At 71.9% G+C, this 17741-nt stretch carries 20 protein-coding genes; 7 read left to right on the top strand and 13 right to left on the bottom strand.

Translation table 11 applies throughout. The annotated features are described in order from the left end of the window. Positions 1 to 10 precede the first annotated feature (10 nt). Positions 11 to 682: an alpha/beta hydrolase family protein gene (locus tag HQM25_RS06870; RefSeq protein WP_254359589.1), complete on the bottom strand. Its 672-nt coding sequence runs from the start codon at positions 680 to 682 to the stop codon at positions 11 to 13. 13 nt (positions 683 to 695) lie between these two features. After that, positions 696 to 1346, bottom strand: a complete 651-nt coding sequence (locus tag HQM25_RS06865) for a general stress protein (RefSeq protein WP_172989563.1) — start codon at positions 1344 to 1346, stop codon at positions 696 to 698. 39 nt (positions 1347 to 1385) lie between these two features. Between HQM25_RS06865 and HQM25_RS06860 the strand changes: the two genes are divergently transcribed. Genes HQM25_RS06860 through HQM25_RS06850 form a run of 3 tightly spaced genes read left to right on the top strand, consistent with a single transcriptional unit; the run spans position 1386 to position 4356 of the window. Next, positions 1386 to 2684, top strand: coding sequence for a magnesium transporter (locus tag HQM25_RS06860; RefSeq protein WP_172989562.1), 1299 nt, complete (start codon positions 1386 to 1388; stop codon positions 2682 to 2684). Beyond that, positions 2681 to 3214: a DUF1003 domain-containing protein gene (locus tag HQM25_RS06855; RefSeq protein WP_172989561.1), complete on the top strand. Its 534-nt coding sequence runs from the start codon at positions 2681 to 2683 to the stop codon at positions 3212 to 3214. The genes HQM25_RS06860 and HQM25_RS06855 overlap by 4 nt, the downstream gene beginning before the upstream one ends. Continuing rightward, positions 3211 to 4356: an Mrp/NBP35 family ATP-binding protein gene (locus HQM25_RS06850; protein ID WP_172989560.1), complete on the top strand. Its 1146-nt coding sequence runs from the start codon at positions 3211 to 3213 to the stop codon at positions 4354 to 4356. The genes HQM25_RS06855 and HQM25_RS06850 overlap by 4 nt, the downstream gene beginning before the upstream one ends. Positions 4357 to 4389: 33 nt before the next feature. On the opposite strand, the gene HQM25_RS06845 is transcribed toward HQM25_RS06850, so the two are convergent. Further along, the gene (locus tag HQM25_RS06845; protein WP_172989559.1) at positions 4390 to 4767 is read right to left on the bottom strand and encodes a Sec-independent protein translocase TatB; all 378 of its coding nucleotides are present in this window, start codon (positions 4765 to 4767) and stop codon (positions 4390 to 4392) included. A gap of 74 nt (positions 4768 to 4841) precedes the next feature. Between HQM25_RS06845 and HQM25_RS06840 the strand changes: the two genes are divergently transcribed. Next, positions 4842 to 5477, top strand: a complete 636-nt coding sequence (locus HQM25_RS06840; RefSeq protein WP_172989558.1) for an O-methyltransferase — start codon at positions 4842 to 4844, stop codon at positions 5475 to 5477. A gap of 88 nt (positions 5478 to 5565) precedes the next feature. On the opposite strand, the gene HQM25_RS06835 is transcribed toward HQM25_RS06840, so the two are convergent. The 3 genes from HQM25_RS06835 to dapE form a co-directional block, all read right to left on the bottom strand. Next, complete coding sequence (locus tag HQM25_RS06835) at positions 5566 to 5739, bottom strand: DUF3117 domain-containing protein (RefSeq protein WP_172989557.1); 174 nt, start codon at positions 5737 to 5739, stop codon at positions 5566 to 5568. A gap of 98 nt (positions 5740 to 5837) precedes the next feature. Then, positions 5838 to 7058 carry a hypothetical protein gene (locus HQM25_RS06830; RefSeq protein WP_438803626.1) on the bottom strand — a complete coding sequence of 407 codons (1221 nt, stop codon included), beginning with the start codon at positions 7056 to 7058 and terminating at the stop codon, positions 5838 to 5840. Then, positions 7046 to 8116 (bottom strand): succinyl-diaminopimelate desuccinylase, encoded by a 1071-nt coding sequence (gene dapE / locus HQM25_RS06825; RefSeq protein ID WP_172989556.1) that lies wholly within the window; start codon positions 8114 to 8116, stop codon positions 7046 to 7048. Before dapE ends, HQM25_RS06830 begins: the two co-directional genes overlap by 13 nt. Positions 8117 to 8185: 69 nt before the next feature. Here dapE and dapD point away from each other — a divergent pair, with 69 nt between their 5' ends. Both dapD and ppk2 read left to right on the top strand, forming a co-directional pair. Beyond that, a complete protein-coding gene (gene dapD, locus HQM25_RS06820) occupies positions 8186 to 9142 on the top strand; it encodes a 2,3,4,5-tetrahydropyridine-2,6-dicarboxylate N-succinyltransferase (protein ID WP_172989555.1) in 957 nt (318 codons plus the stop codon). A 72-nt stretch (positions 9143 to 9214) separates the two neighbouring features. Continuing rightward, a complete protein-coding gene (ppk2, locus tag HQM25_RS06815) occupies positions 9215 to 10033 on the top strand; it encodes a polyphosphate kinase 2 (RefSeq protein WP_172991556.1) in 819 nt (272 codons plus the stop codon). On the opposite strand, the gene HQM25_RS06810 is transcribed toward ppk2, so the two are convergent. The 7 genes from HQM25_RS06810 to HQM25_RS06780 all read right to left on the bottom strand — a co-directional run bounded on the left by HQM25_RS06810 (position 10015) and on the right by HQM25_RS06780 (position 15478). Further along, the gene (locus tag HQM25_RS06810) at positions 10015 to 11313 is read right to left on the bottom strand and encodes a citrate synthase (protein WP_172989554.1); all 1299 of its coding nucleotides are present in this window, start codon (positions 11311 to 11313) and stop codon (positions 10015 to 10017) included. The genes ppk2 and HQM25_RS06810 overlap by 19 nt on opposite strands. A gap of 191 nt (positions 11314 to 11504) precedes the next feature. After that, the gene (gene dapC, locus HQM25_RS06805) at positions 11505 to 12611 is read right to left on the bottom strand and encodes a succinyldiaminopimelate transaminase (RefSeq protein ID WP_172989553.1); all 1107 of its coding nucleotides are present in this window, start codon (positions 12609 to 12611) and stop codon (positions 11505 to 11507) included. A gap of 2 nt (positions 12612 to 12613) precedes the next feature. Further along, positions 12614 to 12934: a ferredoxin gene (gene fdxA, locus HQM25_RS06800; protein WP_172989552.1), complete on the bottom strand. Its 321-nt coding sequence runs from the start codon at positions 12932 to 12934 to the stop codon at positions 12614 to 12616. Between the two features lie 10 nt (positions 12935 to 12944). Then, the gene (locus HQM25_RS06795; RefSeq protein ID WP_254359587.1) at positions 12945 to 13352 is read right to left on the bottom strand and encodes a histidinol dehydrogenase; all 408 of its coding nucleotides are present in this window, start codon (positions 13350 to 13352) and stop codon (positions 12945 to 12947) included. Positions 13353 to 13400: 48 nt separating this feature from the next. Further along, the gene (locus HQM25_RS06790) at positions 13401 to 13715 is read right to left on the bottom strand and encodes an AzlD domain-containing protein (RefSeq protein WP_172989551.1); all 315 of its coding nucleotides are present in this window, start codon (positions 13713 to 13715) and stop codon (positions 13401 to 13403) included. After that, positions 13712 to 14485 carry an AzlC family ABC transporter permease gene (locus tag HQM25_RS06785; RefSeq protein WP_172989550.1) on the bottom strand — a complete coding sequence of 258 codons (774 nt, stop codon included), beginning with the start codon at positions 14483 to 14485 and terminating at the stop codon, positions 13712 to 13714. The genes HQM25_RS06790 and HQM25_RS06785 overlap by 4 nt, the downstream gene beginning before the upstream one ends. 9 nt (positions 14486 to 14494) lie before the next feature. Then, positions 14495 to 15478, bottom strand: coding sequence for an aminoglycoside phosphotransferase family protein (locus tag HQM25_RS06780; protein ID WP_172989549.1), 984 nt, complete (start codon positions 15476 to 15478; stop codon positions 14495 to 14497). A 196-nt stretch (positions 15479 to 15674) separates the two neighbouring features. Between HQM25_RS06780 and HQM25_RS06775 the strand changes: the two genes are divergently transcribed. Beyond that, positions 15675 to 17690 (top strand): hypothetical protein, encoded by a 2016-nt coding sequence (locus tag HQM25_RS06775; RefSeq protein WP_172989548.1) that lies wholly within the window; start codon positions 15675 to 15677, stop codon positions 17688 to 17690. Positions 17691 to 17741 lie beyond the last annotated feature (51 nt).

Genomic DNA, 17741 nt, shown 5'->3' with positions numbered 1-17741 from the left:
TCGCCGGGCGCTAACCCGCCCGCATCCAGGCGACGACCGGATCGGCGAGATCTGCGGCGATCTCGTCGGCGGCGCGGCGGCGCCCCCTCACCTCGAAGGAGTGGCCGGCTCCCTCGACCCAGACGAGCTGCGCGCTCTGGCACGAGGCGACCGCTTCTTCGAGCTGGCCGTGGGGGTCGACGAACGGATCGTTCGTCCCCGACAGGAACAGCTGGCGCGCCGCGACCCGGGGCAGGTGCTCCACGCGCGGCTTGTCGGGCCTGCCCGGCGGGTGGAGCGGATAGCCGAGATAGACGAGTCCCGCGGGATCGATCGCGCCCTCGGCGGCGGCCACCGACGCCATGCGGCCGCCATACGAACGACCGGCCGCCCAGCGTGCGAGCCCGGGGGCGACGTCGGCGAGGGCCTCGAACGCGCCCGCCCATCCCGCCACCGCGTGGGCGGGCGGTCCGGGCATGCGCCGGCCCGCCTCGGCGTAAGGCAGGTTGAAGCGCAACGTGGTCACACCGCGGTCGGCGAGCGCCCGTGCGATTCCGACCACCCCCGGGTGGTCGAAGCGCGTGCCCGCGCCGTGCGCGACCGCCATCGCGGCCCACGCCCCCGGAGCCTCGGCGAGCACAGCCGACACCCTGACCTGCCCCGCGGGCAGCTCCACGGCGAGCAGCAGGGCGCGTTCGGACACGGCGACGCCCCGCTCAGTCGCGCGGCGCGCGCTCGCCCGGCTCCCCCGGCGCCTCGGACGAGTCCGGTTCGGCACCGGCCGGCTCGCCGGGTGCGGCATCCTCCGCGTCGGTCTCGGGCGCGACGGCGACCCGCTCCCCGTAGCGCGGCGGCTCGTCGGTGGGCGCGGGTTCGGGGCGCGGAGAAGGCGGTGCCGCAGGCGCCCCGAGCACCTGCCGCGCCTTGTGGAAGCTGGATGCCGCCACGGTGACCTCGTAGTGGTCGGCGACCACCTGCATGACCGACGCGAAGTCGCGACGGCGGCGCACGAGCGAGAAGGTGACCAGGCTCAGGAGCATGCCGATCGCGATGCCCACGAACAGCACGCCGACGAACGCCTGGATCGGCACCGTCGGGCTGCCGAGCACCAGGATCGCGGAGAACAGCAGGCCCAGCAGCAGGCCGTTGATCGCCCCTGATCGGGCGGCGGTGGCGTAGCCCAGGCGACCGGTGACACGCTCGATCGAGCGCAGCTCCTGCCCCACGATCGCGATCTCCCGCGCCGGGACCTCGGCGGCGATGAGCGCCGAGACGGCCTTCTGCGCCGCCTCATAGGTGGGGTACCCGGCGACGGTCTGGCCGACACTGTCGGCACCCAGCGGCGGGCGCCCGCTGAACATGCTCATCTCCCCATCCTCGCACGCTCCCCCGGCTACGCTGGGACCGTGAGCACGCAGAGGGTTTTCGTCGCGCGCCTTGCCGGGTGCACCGTGTTCGACCCCTCGGGCGATCGTGTCGGCAGAGTGCGGGACGTGGTCGTCATCTATCGCAAAGATGATCCGCCCCGCGTCGTGGGCCTGGTCGTGGAGATCCCCGGCCGTCGTCACGTGTTCCTCTCGATCGGACGGGTCACCTCGATCGCGACCGGACAGGTCATCACCACCGGGCTGATCAACGTGCGACGGTTCCAGCAGCGCGGCGGCGAGGTGCGCGTGATGGCGGAGCTGCTCGGACGCAAGGTGTACCTGAACGACGGCTCGGGGCACGCTGTCATCGAAGACGTCGCGATCGAGCGCAGCCGCCTCGGCGAGTGGGACATCGGCCAGCTGTTCCTGCGCCGACCCAAGACCAGCGCGTCGCCGTTCGCCAAGGGGCCGACCACGTTCGCGAACTGGCGCGACGTGCGCGAGGAGCAGAACCCGGGCGAGGCGCAGTCGGCCGAGCAGCTGGTGGCCACGTTCTCGGAGCTGCGCCCCGCCGACCTGGCCAACACCCTCCTCGACCTCCCCGACGAGCGCCTGCTCGAAGTCGCCGAGGAGCTGCCTGACGACCGTCTGGCGGACGCCCTCGAGGAGATGCCCGAGGAGGACCAGATCCACATCCTCGAGCAGCTCGGCGATGAGCGGGCCGCGGACATCCTCGACGCGATGGAGCCCGACGACGCGGCAGACCTCCTCGGCCAGCTGCCCGAGACGCGCCTGGAGCAGCTGCTCGACCTCATGGAGCCCGAAGAGGCCGAGGACGTGCGCGAGCTCCTCAAGTACGGGCCCGACACCGCGGGCGGGCTGATGACGAGCGAGCCGATCATCCTCTCCGCCGACGCGACGGTGGCCGAGGCGCTCGCGCTCATCCGCCGTCACGAGCTGCATCCTGCCCTCGCCGCGTCGGTGTTCATCACACTCCCGCCGTACGAGACGCCGACCGGGCGGTTGCTGGGCACCGTGCATTTCCAGCGGATGCTGCGCTACCCGCCCCACGAGCGCGTCGGCGCCATCATCGACGACACGCTCGAACCGCTCCCGACGACCGCCTCGGCCGCCGAGGTGGCGCGCCTTCTGGCCAGCTACGACCTCGTCTCGGTGCCGGTGGTCGACAAGGCCCACCGGCTCGTGGGCGCGGTGAGTGTCGACGACGTCCTCGACTACCTGCTGCCCGACGACTGGCGCTCCCACGATGCCGACGAGCAGCCTGCTCCCGCGCGGCCGGCGCCGACCGCCCGCGCGACGCCGGGGGTGCCCCGATGAGGGCGAGCAAGGCGCGCCGGCCCGCCCTCGACGCGCCCCGCGGCCGCGGCGGCATGCTCGGCGGCCGCGCTCCGCAGCCCTCTCGCGACCGGTTCGGGCGCTTCACCGAGTGGGTCGCCCGGGCGATGGGCACCCCGGCGTTCCTCATGGCGCTCACTCTGTTCTGCGTCGCGTGGCTCGCGTGGAACACCCTCATGCCCGAGGAGCTCCGCTTCGACAGCGCCGCCAACGGCTTCACCGCCCTGACGCTCATGCTCTCGCTGCAGGCCTCCTACGCGGCCCCGCTGATCCTCCTCGCCCAGAACCGCCAGGACGACCGGGACCGCGTGCAGATCGAGCAGGACCGCCAGCGCGCCGAGCGCAACCTCGCCGACACCGAGTACCTCGCCCGCGAGATCGTCGCGCTGCGCATGGCCGTCTCCGACGTCACCGACGAGGTCGTCACGAAGGATGTGCTCCGTTCGGAGCTGCGGGCGATGCTCGAGAAGCTGGATGCCGCGCCGCGACGCGACGAGGAGGCCGGCGCGTGAGCACCGACGACATCCGCCGCGCCGTCGGCGCCGTGATCGACCCCGAGCTTCGCCGCCCGCTCGAAGACCTCGACATGCTCCGCACTATCACTCTGGAGGCGGGGGTGGCCACCGTCGGGATCGCGCTGACGATCGTCGGGTGCCCGGCGGCCGAGCGCATCAGCGCCGACGTGCGGCAGGCCGCGGCCGCAGTGCCCGGCGTGTCCGAGGTGCGCCTGGACGTCGGGGTCATGACCCCCGCGGAGCGTCAGGCCCTCACCGAGCGCCTCCGCGGCGGCCGTGCCGCCCGAGAGATGCCGTTCGGTCCCGACAGCCTCACGCGGGTGATCGCCGTCACCAGCGGCAAGGGCGGCGTCGGCAAATCCACCGTCACCGCCAACCTCGCCGTCGCGCTGGCCGCCCGGGGCCTCGCAGTCGGGCTCATCGACGCCGACGTGCACGGCTTCTCCATCCCGGCGCAGCTGGGCCTGGTCGACGCCGAGGGGCGCGTGCCGCAGCCGACGCGTATCGACGACCTCATGCTTCCCCCGGTCGCCCACGGTGTGAAGGCCATCTCGATCGGCATGTTCCTGCGGCGCGGTGCGGGCGAGGCGCCGCTCGGCGCCGTCGCATGGCGCGGACCGATGCTTCATCGCACCGTCCAGCAGTTCCTCACCGATGTCTACTTCGGCGATCTCGACGTGCTCCTGCTGGACATGCCGCCGGGAACCGGCGATGTGGCGATCTCGGTGGGGCAGCTGCTCCCCCACGCCGAGGTGCTCGTCGTCACCACCCCGCAGGCGGCCGCATCCGACGTGGCGGTGCGCAGCGGCCTGGTGGCGCGTCAGACCGGTCAGCGCGTGATCGGGGTGGTCGAGAACATGGCGGCGCTCACCCTGCCCGACGGCACCGTATTCGACCTGTTCGGCGCCGGGGGCGGTGCCGCGGTGGCCGACGCCTTGTCCGCGGACGGCGATGAGGTCGCGCTGCTGGCCTCCGTTCCCCTGAGCCCCGTGCTGCGGCAGGATTCCGACGCCGGAATGCCGGCCGTGCTCACGCATCCCGACGATCCCGCCGCGCAGGCGATCGGGGTCCTCGCCGACGCGGTCGCCCGCTCGGGACGGAGTCTGGCCCGCAGGCCCCTGCAGGTGCGACCGCGCTGATCCGTGCGGCGCCGCGCCGAGCGTGGCGGAGGTTCAGGTGGCTTCGGCGTCGAAGGGCGGCACCTGCCCCGCCTGGAAGGCCGGTGTCGCGGGTCGCTCGAGCGCGGGCGTCACGGGCTTCGGTGCCGCGGCCGCGGCGGCGGCCGGCGCTGGGGAGTCGTCGAGGAGCGCCTCGCGGATGATGCGGCGGGGATCGTACTGGCGCGGGTCGAGGGTCTTCCAGTCGACGTCCTCGAAGTCCTCGCCCATCTCCTCCTTGACGCGGGTGCGGGCCGTGGTGACCCAGTCGCGAGCACGGCGGGTGAACATCGCGAGCGCCTCGGCGTAGCGCGGAAGTCTCTCGGGACCGATGATCAGCGCCGCGACCAGTGCGATCAGCAGCAGCTTCTCGATCGTGAGCCCGAAGAACATGTCATCAGGTTACCGTCGCGCCTGTGCGGACGAGAATCGACGCCAGCGTAGGCTGGCATGCGGAGGAATGCATGATGGGCGATCACGACGCGAACCAGCGGTTCGCCGCCGAGGCGACGAACGAACCGGAGCACATCGCGCGAGCCCGCACGCATGCGCTGGAGCTCGGCGCCGCGCCGATCAGCGCGGTGGTCGGCGCGCAGTGCGCGGTGATCGCGGCCGCGTCGCAGGCGCTGAACATCGTCGAGATCGGCACCGGAGCGGGGGTGTCGGGCCTGTGGCTGCTGCACGGCTCCCCGCGCGCCACGCTCACGACCATCGACAGCGAACCCGAGCACCTCAGTGCCGCGCGTCGCGCGTTCGCCGACGCGCGGGTTCCGCTCGCTCGCGCACGCTTCATCACCGGGCGCGCAGCCGAGGTGCTGCCCCGGATGAACGAGGCCTCGTACGACATCGTGCTGGTCGACGCCGACCCCGAGGGCGTCATCGAGTACGTCGAGCACGGACTGCGGCTCGTGCGCTCGGGCGGCACGGTCCTGGTGCCCCGAGTGATGGCCGGCGGCGGCGTCTCCGACCCCGTGCGCCGCGATCCGGTCACGAGCGCATACCGCTCGCTCATCCAGGAGACGCAGGGGTCTCCGGCGGTGATCGGCGCCCTCTCCATCGTCGGCGAGGGACTCCTCCAGCTGACGACCGTGTCAGCGGACTAGGACCACGGCACCGGAACCGCAACGTGTGGCGTGCGCCGGGCAAGCGAAAGGCCGGTCCGAAGACCGGCCCTCCACGGAACGGTGCGACTCAAGCGGCGTCGACGACTCCGCCCAGCACGTCGTAGAGCTCCTTGGCTTCAGCGTCGTTCACCGAGACGACGAGGCGTCCGCCACCTTCGAGCGGAACACGCACGATGATCAGGCGACCCTCCTTCACTGCCTCCATCGGCCCGTCTCCGGTTCGCGGCTTCATGGCTGCCATTGCGGCTCCTTTACATCGGGGGTCAGCCTGTCAAGTTTATCCCGCACCCGGCGACACCCGATAATCCGCGCTTGGCCGGGTGTGCTCACAGCCCGCTCTCAGGGAATCTGCCAGAACGCATTCCCCAGCGCGTACATGTTGTAGATCCACCACCACTGACCGACAAGGCACAGCGCGAGCACGCCGGATCGCCACCACGGCGACCGCGGCACCGCGAACGCCCCCCACAGCGGCGACAGCGGCACGAGCAGGCGGAAGGTGCTGGACTGGGGGAAGAAGACCGCCAGCAGGTAGAGCGCGTAGCTGGCCGCCCAGAGGCGCACCTCGATGCCGAGCGCCCGCACGGCCCCCGAGAACAGCAGCAGCGCGGCGAAGCCTCCGACAAGCAGCGCCAGGGCGACGTAGCCCGCGACGGCGCCGAGACCCCACAGCTCGAACCACAGGGCGGCGCCCTGGACGAACCCGCTGAAGGGCACGAAGTGCTCTTCGCCGCCGACCCACCCCCGGCGCCAGGCGAGTTCGGTGGCGAGGTAGGCGTCCGGATCCCCCGTGGCGACCGCCGCGATCACCTGCCACGAGAATCCGACCGCCACGGCGAGCAGCCCCGCGGCGACGAGCAGAACGATGTCGCGCATCGGGAACGGGTCGCGACGGCGCGCGAACCAGCGGACGATCGTGTACACGCCGAGGAAGAGCGCGAAGGCCAGTACCCCGGGCCGCGTGTACCCCATGAGCGGCACGAGCAGCAGGAGCCACGCGAAGCGGCGCCGCATCACCGCCCACAGGGCGAGGAACAGCAGCAGGAGGAACAGCGACTCCGCGTAGCCGACGTGGAAGAGCGCTGCCAGGGGCCCGGAGGCGAAGAACGCCACCGCCCACAGGGCGGCGGCGTCGGCGAGGCGGTCGCGCAGCATGGCGTGCAGAACGAGACACGCCCCGTAGCCGGCGGCCAGCGAGATCGCGACGGCGCCGACGAGCCAGTCCCCGAACGGCGTGCCGACGGCGAGCGCGAGATAGGCGAACACGGGCATGAAGGCCCACGCGTTCTCGGCGACCTCGCCGGTCTCCGTGACCGGCAGCTCGGTGGGGTACCCGGTCAGAGCGAGGAATCCGTACCAGGCGGCGTCCCAGCCTCCGAGGAGGTCCGCCAGGGTCGCGTCGGGGCCGAACCGGGAGCCGGAGCCGGAGAGCTCCGCCGCCACGAGGAGGAAGACGGTGGTGACCGCCCGCGCGGCGAGGTAGATGAGCGCGATCCGAGCCGCTGTGGCCGCCCGCGTGCGATGGGGGGAAGCCGAATCCGGCGCGGTCAGCTCAGCCACGCGCGCAGGCCGCGCTCGACGGCGTCGATCTGCGCCAGCGGAACGCGCTCCTCGTCATGGTGGGCGAGGTGCGGATCGCCCGGTCCGTAGTTGACCGCGGGCACGCCGAGCGCGCTGAACCGGGCCACATCGGTCCATCCGTACTTCGGGCGCGGCTGGGCGCCCACGGCGGCCACGAACTCCTGCGCCAGCGGCGCGTCGAGCCCCGGCCTGGCACCCGCCGCAAGATCGACGATCTCGACGTCGAACCCGTCGAAGACATCCCGCACGTGGCGCTCCGCCTCCTCAACATCGCGGCTCGGCGCGAAGCGGTAGTTGACCTCGACCGTGCACAGATCGGGGATCACATTGCCCGCGATGCCTCCGCCGATCCGCACCGCGTTCAGGCCCTCGCGGTAGACCAGGCCCTCGACCTCGATCTCGCGCGGCCGATACTCGGCCAGCCGGGCCAGCACCGGCGCGGCCTTGTGGATGGCGTTCTCGCCGATCCAGGCCCGTGCGCTGTGTGCCCGCACCCCGTCGGTGCGCACGATCGCGCGGAGATTCCCGTTGCACCCGCCCTCCACCTCGCCGTTGGACGGCTCGCCGAGGATCGCGAAGTCGGCGGCGAACAGGTCGGGGCGCGACCGCGCGAGGCGGGTGAGACCGTTCAGGTCGGCATCCACCTCCTCGTGGTCGTACCACATCCAGGTGATGTCGACACGGGGGTCGGCGAGTTCTGCGGCGAGCTTCAGCTGCACGGCGACGCCCGCCTTCATGTCCACGGTGCCCCGACCCCACAGGTAGGCCTCGCCGTCGATCTCGACGTCGCGAGTGGGAACGTTTCCGTTGATCGGCACGGTGTCGATGTGCCCGGCGATCACCACCCGCTGCGGCCGACCGCGGTCGGTGCGGGCGACGATCGTGTCGCCGTCGCGGTGGACCGAGAGGTGCGGCAGCGCCCGCACCGCGTCGTCGATGGCATCGGCGAGGGCGGTCTCATCGTCGGAGACGCTCGGGATGTCGCAGATGGTCCGTGTCAGATCGATGGATGAGGCGGACAGGTCGAGCTGCGGCATCCCCCGAGTCTACCGACGCCGACGCGGTCGACGATCGGCGGGATGCCGCCGCCCCGGTACGGTTGATGCATGAGCGATGAGCGTTGGATCTGGGGCGTCGGCCTCGCCACGGCGGCCGCCGACGGAACGATCCTCGACACCTGGTACCCCGAGCCCGCCAGCGGGCGCATCCCGACCGGCTTCGACCCCGCGAAGCCCCCGGCATCGCTCGAGCAGCTCGCCGTGCCCGACCCCCGGCGCGAGGTCGACATCGAGGTGGTCGCGGTCGAGATCGACCTGGATGCCGCGCCCTCGTCGACCCCCGACGCGTACCTTCGCCTGCACGCCCTCTCGCATCGGCTGGTGCGGCCGAACGAGGTCGATCTCACGGGCATCTTCGGGTTCCTGCCGAACGTCGCATGGACGACCGCCGGACCGATGCACCCCGACGCGCTCACCCGCCAGCGGCCCTTCCTCCAGCGCGACGGCGTGCAGGTGCAGGGGCTGGACAAGTTCCCGCGCCTCCTCGACTACGTGACCCCCGCGGGCGTGCGGATCGCCGACGCGTCGCGAGTGCGACTGGGCGCGTACCTCTCCCCCGGCACGACCGTCATGCACGAGGGCTTCGTCAACTTCAACGCCGGCACGCTCGGCCAGTCGATGGTCGAGGGCCGCATCTCGCAGGGCGTGGTGGTCGGCGACGGCAGCGACATCGGCGGGGGCGCCTCGATCATGGGCACGCTCTCCGGCGGCGGAACCCACCAGGTCTCGATCGGCGCGCGCACCCTGCTGGGCGCGAACGCCGGGGTCGGCATCTCCCTCGGCGACGACTGCGTCGTCGAGGCGGGCCTGTACGTGACGGCGGGATCGAAGATCGTGCTCGCCGACGAGCCCGCACGCGCCGACGGCCCGCGACCCTCGGTGAAGGGGGGCGAGCTCTCCGGGCGGGACGGCCTGCTGTTCCGCCGCAACTCGCTCACCGGTGCGATCGAGGCCGTGCGCCGCGCGGGGGTGGGCGTCACCCTCAACGAGGCGCTGCACGCCTGACGCGGCGACACGACGCCGCGGCGCTCGCCGGGCGGTGACGCGCGGCTCTAGGCTCGGCGCATGACCGCACGAATGCCGAAGAAGGTCTACGAGTCCGAGCTGCGCGCCCTCCAGGCGCGCCTGGTCGACATGCAGGCGTGGGTCCAGGCCTCCGGCGCCCGTGTCGTCGTGATCTTCGAGGGCCGGGATGCCGCCGGCAAGGGCTCGACGATCAAGCGCGTCTCGGAGTACCTCAATCCCCGCGTGACCCGCGTGGTCGCCCTTCCCACACCGACCGAGCGCGAGCGCACGCAGTGGTACTTCCAGCGCTACATCACCCATCTGCCCGCCGCCGGGGAGATCGTGCTGATGGACCGCTCGTGGTACAACCGCGCGGGCGTCGAGCACGTGATGGGCTACTGCACGAACGCCGAATACCACCGGTTCCTGCACCAGGCGCCGATCTTCGAGCGGATGCTGGTCGAAGACGGCATCCTGCTGCTGAAGTACTGGTTCAGCGTCTCCCCCGAGGAGCAGGAGGCACGCTTCCGCTCACGCGCCGAGGACCCGATGCGCCGCTGGAAGCTGAGCGCGAACGACGTGCTGTCGATCACGAAGTGGGAGGACTACTCCCGCGCCAAGGACACGATGTTCGTCCACACCGACATCCCGGAGGCACCGTGGTTCGAGGTGCCCTCGGTCGACAAGCGACGCAGTCGGATCAACATGATCCATCACCTGCTCGCGAGCATCCCCTACACACTCGTCGACCGTGCCGAAGTGGTGGTGCCCGAGCGTCCGGCCGGTGGCGGCTACGAACGGCCTCCGCGCAACCTCGACAGCTACGTGCCGGACTACGCCGCTGAGCTGCTGCGCCGTGGTTCGCGCGATGCTCAGCCGACGCCGGGGTAGTTGCGCTCGGCGGCCCCGATGTAGAGCTGCTGGGGGCGGCCGATCTTCGTCTGCGGGTCGTGCTGCATCTCGCGCCAGTGGGCGAGCCAGCCGGGCAGGCGGCCGATGGCGAACAGCACCGTGAACATGCGGGTGGGGAAGCCCATCGCCTTGTAGATCACGCCGGTGTAGAAGTCGACGTTCGGGTAGAGGCGACGCTCCTTGAAGTAGTCGTCGTTGAGCGCGATCTCCTCGAGTTCCTTGGCCAGATCCAGCAGCGGATCGCTGACGCCCAGCGCCTCGAGAACCTCGTCGGCCGACTCCTTGACGAGCTTGGCGCGCGGGTCGTAGTTCTTGTAGACGCGGTGCCCGAAGCCCATGAGCTTCACACCGTCTTCCTTGTTCTTGACGCGCTCGACGAACCGGGTGACGCTCTCGCCCGATTCGCGGATCTGGCCGAGCATGTTCAGCACCGCCTCGTTGGCGCCGCCGTGCAGAGGGCCGTAGAGCGCGTTGATGCCGGCGGAGATCGAGGAGAACTGGTTCGCCCCGGTCGAGCCGACCAGGCGCACCGTGGAGGTCGAGGCGTTCTGCTCGTGGTCCTCGTGCAGGATGAGCAGACGCTCGAGGGCGCGCGACATGACGGGATCGATCTCGTACGGCTCGCTGAGGACCCCGAAGTTGAGCTTGAGGAAGTTGTCGACGAAGCTCAGCGAGTTGTCCGGATAGAGGAAGGCCTGCCCGATGCTCTTCTTGTGCGCGTACGCGGCGATCACCGGCAGCTTGGCGAGCATGCGGATCGTGTTGAGCTCGACGTGCTCCGGGTTCGCCGGGTCGGACTCGTTCTCGTAGTACGTCGACAGAGCGGCCGTGGCCGAGGAGAGCACCGACATCGGGTGCGCCGTGTGCGGCAGTGCGGAGAAGAAGCGCTTGAGGTCCTCGTGCAGGAGCGTGTGCCGGCGGATGCGCGCGTCGAACTCCTCGAGCTGCGATGCCGACGGCAGCTCGCCGTAGATGAGCAGCCAGGCCACTTCGAGGTAGGTGCTGTTCTTGGCCAGCTGCTCGATCGGATAGCCGCGGTAGCGGAGGATGCCCTGGTCGCCGTCGATGTAGGTGACGGCGGACTTCGTGGCGGCGGTGTTGACGAACCCGTAGTCGAGCGCGGTGTGGCCGGTCTGGCGGGTCAGAGTCGACACATCGATGCTGGGAACGCCGTCGGTTCCCGTGAGGACCGGCAGCTGCGCCGAGCGATCTCCGATCGTGAGAACTGCCTGGTCGATCTGGGTGCCCGCTTCGCTCACGGCGCCTCCTCGCGATACTGGTCGTGCCGGGGGTGTCGATGGGCTCGCAGCCCGCTCAGGGCGGACCAGGAGACCTGGGGCGGGCGCTCGGGGTGACCGGTCGGCCGCCTGGTACAGCCTAGTGGGCTCCCGCGCCTACTGCGGACACAGCCAAAGCCTGCGCGGATCCGATGGAGGAATCCTCCGGCGACTCAGACGGCGCGCAGGCGCGCGGCGGCGGCATCCACCCGTTCGTCGCTCGCGGTGAGCGAGAGGCGCACGTGCTGCGGGTAGTGGCTGCCGTAGAAGTGGCCGGGGCCGGCGAGGATGCCGAGGTCGGCCAGGCACCCCAGCGACTCCCACGCGTCGCGCCCCTCGGTCGCCCACAGGTAGAGCCCTGCCTCGCTGCGGTCGACGCGGAAGCCGGCCGACTCGAGCGCGGGCTTGAGCGACGCGCGGCGGCGGCGGTACCGCTCTTTCTGCGCGGCCACGTGCGCGTCGTCGCCGAGCGCCGCGGCCATCGCCGCCTGCACCGGGGCCGGCAGCATGAGACCGAGGTGCTTGCGCGCCACCACCAGCCGGGCGACGACGTCGGGGTCGCCCGCGAGGAACGCGGCGCGATAGCCGGCGAGATTCGACTGCTTGCTGAGCGAGTACACCGAGAGGATGCCGCGCAGGTCGCCGTCGGTCACGCGAGGATCCAGCACGGACGGGATGGGTTCGACGTCCCAGGGAGCCTCCCAGCCGAGCTCGGCGTAGCACTCGTCGGAGGCGAGGATCGCGCCGAGGGCGCGGGACCGCGAGACGGCCGCGCGCAGCTGCGCGGCATCCCACACCCGTCCGTCGGGGTTGCCCGGCGAGTTCACCCAGATCAGCCGGGCGCCTTCGGGCCACTCGGCGGGGTCGTCGGCGGCCACCGGGGTCGCCCCCACCAGACGGGCGCCGACCTCGTATGTGGGGTAGGCGGCGCGCGGGTGGACGACCACATCGCCCGGCCCGAGGCCGAGCAGCAGCGGCAGCAGCGCCACGAGCTCCTTCGAACCGACCGTGGGCAGCACGTGCGCGGGCGTCAGTCCCGTTACACCGCGCCGGCGCGCGTACCAGTCGACGATCGCCTGACGCAGGGCGGGGGTCCCGATGGTCTGCGGGTAGGCGTGCGCGTCGGTCGCCTCGCGCAGCGCCGTCGCGATGAGGGCGGGCGTCTCATCGACCGGAGAGCCGATCGAGAGGTCGACCATGCCGTCGGCGTGCGCGCGGGCGCGCTGCGCGTAGGGCGCGACCGCATCCCACGGGTAGTCGGCGAGGTCGGCGACCCCCACGGTCAGTGATCCTGCGGCGGCAGGGCCCCGATGACCGGGTGGTCCTTGTGGATCACGCCGACCTTGGCCGCGCCCCCCGGCGAGCCGATGTCGTCGAAGAACTCGACGTTCGCCTTGTAGTAGTCCTGCCACTCGTCGGGCAGGTCGTCTTCGTAGTAGATCGCCTCGACCGGGCACACGGGCTCGCACGCTCCGCAGTCCACGCACTCGTCGGGGTGGATGTAGAGGGAGCGGTCGCCTTCGTAGATGCAGTCGACCGGGCACTCGTCGATGCAGGCGCGATCCTTCACGTCCACGCAGGGAAGGGCGATCACATAAGTCACGGGTGCAAGTCTACTCAGCCGGGCGGGTCGCCTCGGCCGCCGCCGAGGCCTCCGGCCGATGGGCGCCCATGTGCTCGGGCCAGGCGACGACGATGGCCACGAGGATCGGGACCGCGAGGGTCCACACCGTGCCGAGCGCCGACTCGGGAACGACGACCGACCCGCCGGGCCCCCGACCGGAGAAGACGAGTGTCGCCGTCATCATCCCGAATCCGGTCGCCAGCGCCGCCCACCGGTCGAGGGTGAGCAGTCGCACCGCCGCGAGCAGCGCCGCACTCCCGATGATCGCGAGCACCAGCCCGAGCGGGAACCAGCCGAGGGCGAAGGCGTGCGCGATGGTGCCCGCCAGCCCGTACACGCCGCCCACGAGCAGGGCGATCGCCCAGGTTCCGAGGCGGGCGGGAAGCGAGGAGCGCATCGTCACATCGTACCGGCGCGCACGCTGCGCCCCCGCTCCGCAGCGGCGCTACTGCGCCCATCCCCACAGGCGAAGAAGACCGGCCACCACCGCCGCGGCGACCACGACCACCAGGAACGGCGCGCGCAGCATGAGGAGCCCTCCCGCCACCAGCACCGCCGGCACACGGGCATCGACCACGACCGCCTGCCCCGCTCCGAGGGTCTGCACCGCGACCAGCGCCGCGAGCAGGGCGACCGTCAGCAGATCGGCGATGCGCGCGGGCCGCGGCGCCTCGAGCCAGCGCGGCGGCACCAGGTAGCCGAGGGTCTTCAGCGCCACGCACACGATCGAGGCGACCAGCACCGCGTTCCACAGCGTCACGGCAGACCCTCCCGCTCCGCGACGTCATCGGGCTCGTCCCACGCCGGCCGCGGCGGCACCTCGTCCCGGCCGAGCCAGTTGGACCAGCCGACCACGATCGCCACAACCGCCGCCAGGAGCACCGGCATGCCCGGCATCATCACCGGGGTGAGGACGGTGGCGACCGCGGCGGCCGCGATGCCCACGGCGATCGGCTGCCGGCGCCTCAGGCGCGGCCACAGCAGCGCCAGGAAGGCCGCCGCCGCCGCGGCATCCAATCCGTACTGTCGGGGATCGCCGAGCACATCGCCCAGGAGCGCGCCGGCGAGAGTGGACAGGTTCCAGCCGACGTAGATGCCGATGCCGGTGACCCAGAAGCCGATCGTCCGGGCACGCGCCGACGTCTGCGCGAGCGATACCGCCGTCGACTCGTCGATCGTGAACTGCGCGGCCGCGGCCCGGCGCCAGAAGCCCGCGCCGATCACCGGCGACATGCGCATGCCGTACGCGATGTTGCGCACGCCCAGCAGCGACGCCGAGGCGATCGCCGCTGGCGCGGCGGCCAGTCCTCCGGCGCCGATCACACCGGCGAACGCGAACTGCGAGCCGCCCGTGAACATGAGCAGGCTGAGCACGCTGGTCTGCCAGATGTCGAGGCCGGATGCCACGCCCAGCGCCCCGAACGACACACCGTACGCGCTCGTGGCGAGCGCGACGCCGAGAGCCTCGCGCCACGCACGGCGAGCCTCGCCGGCGGCGTGCGCGTCGTCGAAGTGCGGGGTGCCGGTCACCTGCCGATGCTATCGATCCGGCGCGACCCATGACGCCCCGAGGCCGCGGCGCTCGCGCAGCCAGCTCAGGAGCGCGGCGGCCTGCTCGAACTGGAATGCCCGCAGGGTCGGGATGCCCGGGACGGGCGGCTGCAGGGAGTTGGCGAGCATGCCGCCGGCGACCGCGGCCAGGAGGGCGTCGAGCGCGTGGGGCGGCACCTCGGCGAAGGTCGGATGCGCCAGCGCCGCGTCGGCCAGCTCCGGCGAGCTCAGTCGCGCATTGGCCAGCAGCAGGAGCGGGTCGACCCACGGTGCACCGCGCAGCGCCCACGGCCAGTCGATGATCACGGCGGTGCCGTCGGGGCGGATGAGGACGTTGTCGGCTCTGCCGTCCCAGTGGACGAGGCGGTCGCCGCCGACGACGCTCGGCGCGCGCGCGGCGAGACCGGCGAGATCGTCGGCCCGCGTGGAGACCCAGTGCGCCACGCCGGGCCCGAGGCGTGCCGTCGCGTCGGAGCGTGCGAGTCCGCCGCCGTCCCACGCCGATGCCCAGACCGCGACCTCGTCGGAGAGGTCGCCCAGCACAGCGTCGAGGTGCGAGGCCGGCGGGGCCGACGACAGGTGCGCGTAGGCGTCGAGCGCGGCATCCAGCTCGCCCCGGTCCCAGGGTTCGCGCGCTTGCCGGCCCTCGATCTCCTCGAATGCGAGGGCGACCCAGTCGCCGAGGTCGACCACCCCGATGAGCCGCGTCACGGGCGCACCGTCGGGCAGTCGGGCGGTCACCACGGCTTCCCGCCGATGGATGTCGCATGCCTGCGCGTTCACGCCGGCGTGGGCGGTCTTCACGAAGGCTCGCCGCCCGTCGGCGGTCATGACGAGGTCCGCCGAGCCCGGCGAGAAGCCGCCGGGCTGCGAGCGGGCGCTGACGACGGGCGAACCCAGCAGCGCCCCGATCTCGTGGCGGACCGTCGCGGGAAGCTGGTCCCACGGCATCCGTCGATGCGGCTCGCGCATCCGGCCATCATCGCAGAGCTCCGGCGGCGATTCCCGGCTGCGGCCGCGCACAACCGGGGATTGCGCTTGCCGACCCGACTTGCCATGCTGGCACCACACGCAGAAAACGCTTCCTCGCTCGCGGTCCCCCGCCGTTCTCATCACGCTTCTGCACCCGACGAAGGAGTCACATGAGAACGTCCCCTGTTGTCCGCCCGTGCCCGCGCGGCGTCGCAGCGATCGCCACGGCCCTCTGCCTGATCGCAACCGGACTCGCCGCACCGGCGGCCGCCGCCCCACCTGCACCCTTCCCTCCCCCGCCGCGCTCGATCTCGGCGCCGAGGTTCTTCCCGTCGGCGACGGCTGGGCGTCGTGGAGCGGGCCGACCCACCCCGATCGCGGGACACGCACCGGGGCGCCCGTCACCGGCGGCGCCGCGGCCGACCCCGCCGAGATCTTCGTCGTCGACACCTGGCAGGGGCTCCGAGATGCGCTCGCCGGGCGCCCCGGCGGCTCGCAGACGGCGGCGCGGTTCAACACCGTGCCGCGAATCGTGTACGTCACGGGCACCATCGACCCGTGGGTGCGCGAGGACGGCTCACGGCTGACCTGCGAGGACATCGCGGCACAGGTGACCGTGGACGGCAGCGGAGCGCCGTTCTCGATGGACGACTACATCGCGGCGTTCGGCCCGGGCATCGATCCCAGCGGCCCCCTGGAGGCCGCCCGCGAGCAGGCCGCCGCGTTGCAGGCCCGCGCGACCCTTCAGCACATCGGCTCCCACGTGACGCTCGTGGGCGTCGGCGAGGAGGCCCGCATCGTCGGAGCCTCGCTGCGGATCCGCGACGCGCAGAACGTGATCGTGCGCAACCTCACCCTCAGCGATGCCTACGACTGCTTCCCGGAATGGGACGCGAACGACTCCGGCGGCAACTGGAACTCCGCGTACGACAACCTCTCCGTGTGGACCTCGACCAGCGTGTGGATCGACCACAACACGTTCGACGACGGCGAGCACCCGCCGACGGCGCTGGACCGCGTCTACGGGAGGCCCTTCGAGGTGCACGACGGACTCGTCGACATCACGCACGGCTCGGATCTGGTGACGATGTCGTGGAACTGGCTGAAGCATCATGACAAGACCGATCTGATCGGATCGAGCGACTCGCGCACCCAGGACCGCGGTCAGCATCGGGTGACACAGCACCACAACCGCTGGACCGACATCGGGCAGCGCGCGCCACGGGTGCGCTACGGCGACGTGCACGTCTACAACAACCTGTACGAGCAGACGGCGCTGTCCGCCGGCGACCAGGTGCCGGGCACGCCCTACTTCCAGTACTTCTGGGGTGCCGGGCGCGAGAGCAGCATCATCGCCGAGTCCAACGCCGTCGAACTCGTCGATCCGGCGACCGCGTCCCGCGTGATCGCCGGGTGGGGCGGCACCGAGCTGTCGGCCACGGACACCCTTGTGAACGGGACGCTCACCGACGTGCTGGCCGCCTACAATGCGACCGCCGCCACCCCCCTCTCCCCGGACGTGCGCTGGACCCCGGGCGACCACTACGCCTACGCACTCGACCCCGTGGCGGAGGTCGCCGACATCGTCCGCGCAGGCGCCGGAGCGGGAGTCCTCCCCTCGGGAAGCCCGGGAACGGCGGCCGCGCCGGGATCGTTCGCGCTCTCGGACGACAACGGCTGGGACACCGGTCTGCACGATGGCTCGTACCGGATCACGGCCGACCTGTGGTGGGGGCACAACGCCACCGTGGTGAAGCTCTACGAGGACGGCGAACTCGTCGGCGCGCAGCGCCTCGACCCCGCCAGCCCCGCCGCCCAGCAGGCCCGGTTCGCGGTGACCGGGAGGGCCGACGGCGTCTACCGGTACGAGCTCGTCGCCCTCAACCCATGGGGCCAGTCGCGCAGCCGCGTCCATGAGGTCGCGGTCCGCGACGCAGCCCCGGCGCAGGCCGTGCTCAGCGCGGCCGGTGCGCGCACCGGCGCCGTGACGGTGACGGCAGACCTGTGGTGGGGCACGAACGCCACCGAGTACGTGCTGTACCAGGACGGCGTGGAGATCGACCGCCAGACGCTCACCGCCGCCACCCCGGCGGCCCAGCGGGCGGTCACGGTCGTCGGCGACCTCGCCCCCGGTCGCTACGAGTTCACCGCCGTGCTCTCCAACGCCGCCGGAACCACGGCCGCCGAACCGGTCACGGTGCGGGTGAGATGAGAAGAGGGTGGATGCCGCAGCGCGCCGGCTGCGGCATCCACCCTCTCTGCA

The sequence above is a fragment of the Microbacterium hominis genome (genome assembly GCF_013282805.1).
Lineage (GTDB): Bacteria > Actinomycetota > Actinomycetes > Actinomycetales > Microbacteriaceae > Microbacterium > Microbacterium hominis_B.
Note: the sequence above shows the minus strand (reverse complement) of the source record. Positions and strands in the feature narration are given on the sequence as shown.

What these genes read in the sequence shown, in the direction of transcription:
- HQM25_RS06835 (WP_172989557.1), bottom strand. Translation starts at nt 5,739, where the DNA reads ATGGCAGCCATGAAGCCGCGAACCGGAGACGGGCCGATGGAGGCAGTG.
- HQM25_RS06780 (WP_172989549.1), bottom strand. Translation starts at nt 15,478, where the DNA reads ATGCGCGAGCCGCATCGACGGATGCCGTGGGACCAGCTTCCCGCGACG.
- ppk2 (WP_172991556.1), top strand. Translation starts at nt 9,215, where the DNA reads ATGCCGAAGAAGGTCTACGAGTCCGAGCTGCGCGCCCTCCAGGCGCGC.
- dapE (WP_172989556.1), bottom strand. Translation starts at nt 8,116, where the DNA reads ATGCCGCAGCTCGACCTGTCCGCCTCATCCATCGATCTGACACGGACC.
- HQM25_RS06795 (WP_254359587.1), bottom strand. Translation starts at nt 13,352, where the DNA reads ATGCGCTCCTCGCTTCCCGCCCGCCTCGGAACCTGGGCGATCGCCCTG.
- HQM25_RS06865 (WP_172989563.1), bottom strand. Translation starts at nt 1,346, where the DNA reads ATGAGCATGTTCAGCGGGCGCCCGCCGCTGGGTGCCGACAGTGTCGGC.
- dapD (WP_172989555.1), top strand. Translation starts at nt 8,186, where the DNA reads ATGAGCGATGAGCGTTGGATCTGGGGCGTCGGCCTCGCCACGGCGGCC.
- HQM25_RS06845 (WP_172989559.1), bottom strand. Translation starts at nt 4,767, where the DNA reads ATGTTCTTCGGGCTCACGATCGAGAAGCTGCTGCTGATCGCACTGGTC.
- HQM25_RS06855 (WP_172989561.1), top strand. Translation starts at nt 2,681, where the DNA reads ATGAGGGCGAGCAAGGCGCGCCGGCCCGCCCTCGACGCGCCCCGCGGC.
- HQM25_RS06840 (WP_172989558.1), top strand. Translation starts at nt 4,842, where the DNA reads ATGGGCGATCACGACGCGAACCAGCGGTTCGCCGCCGAGGCGACGAAC.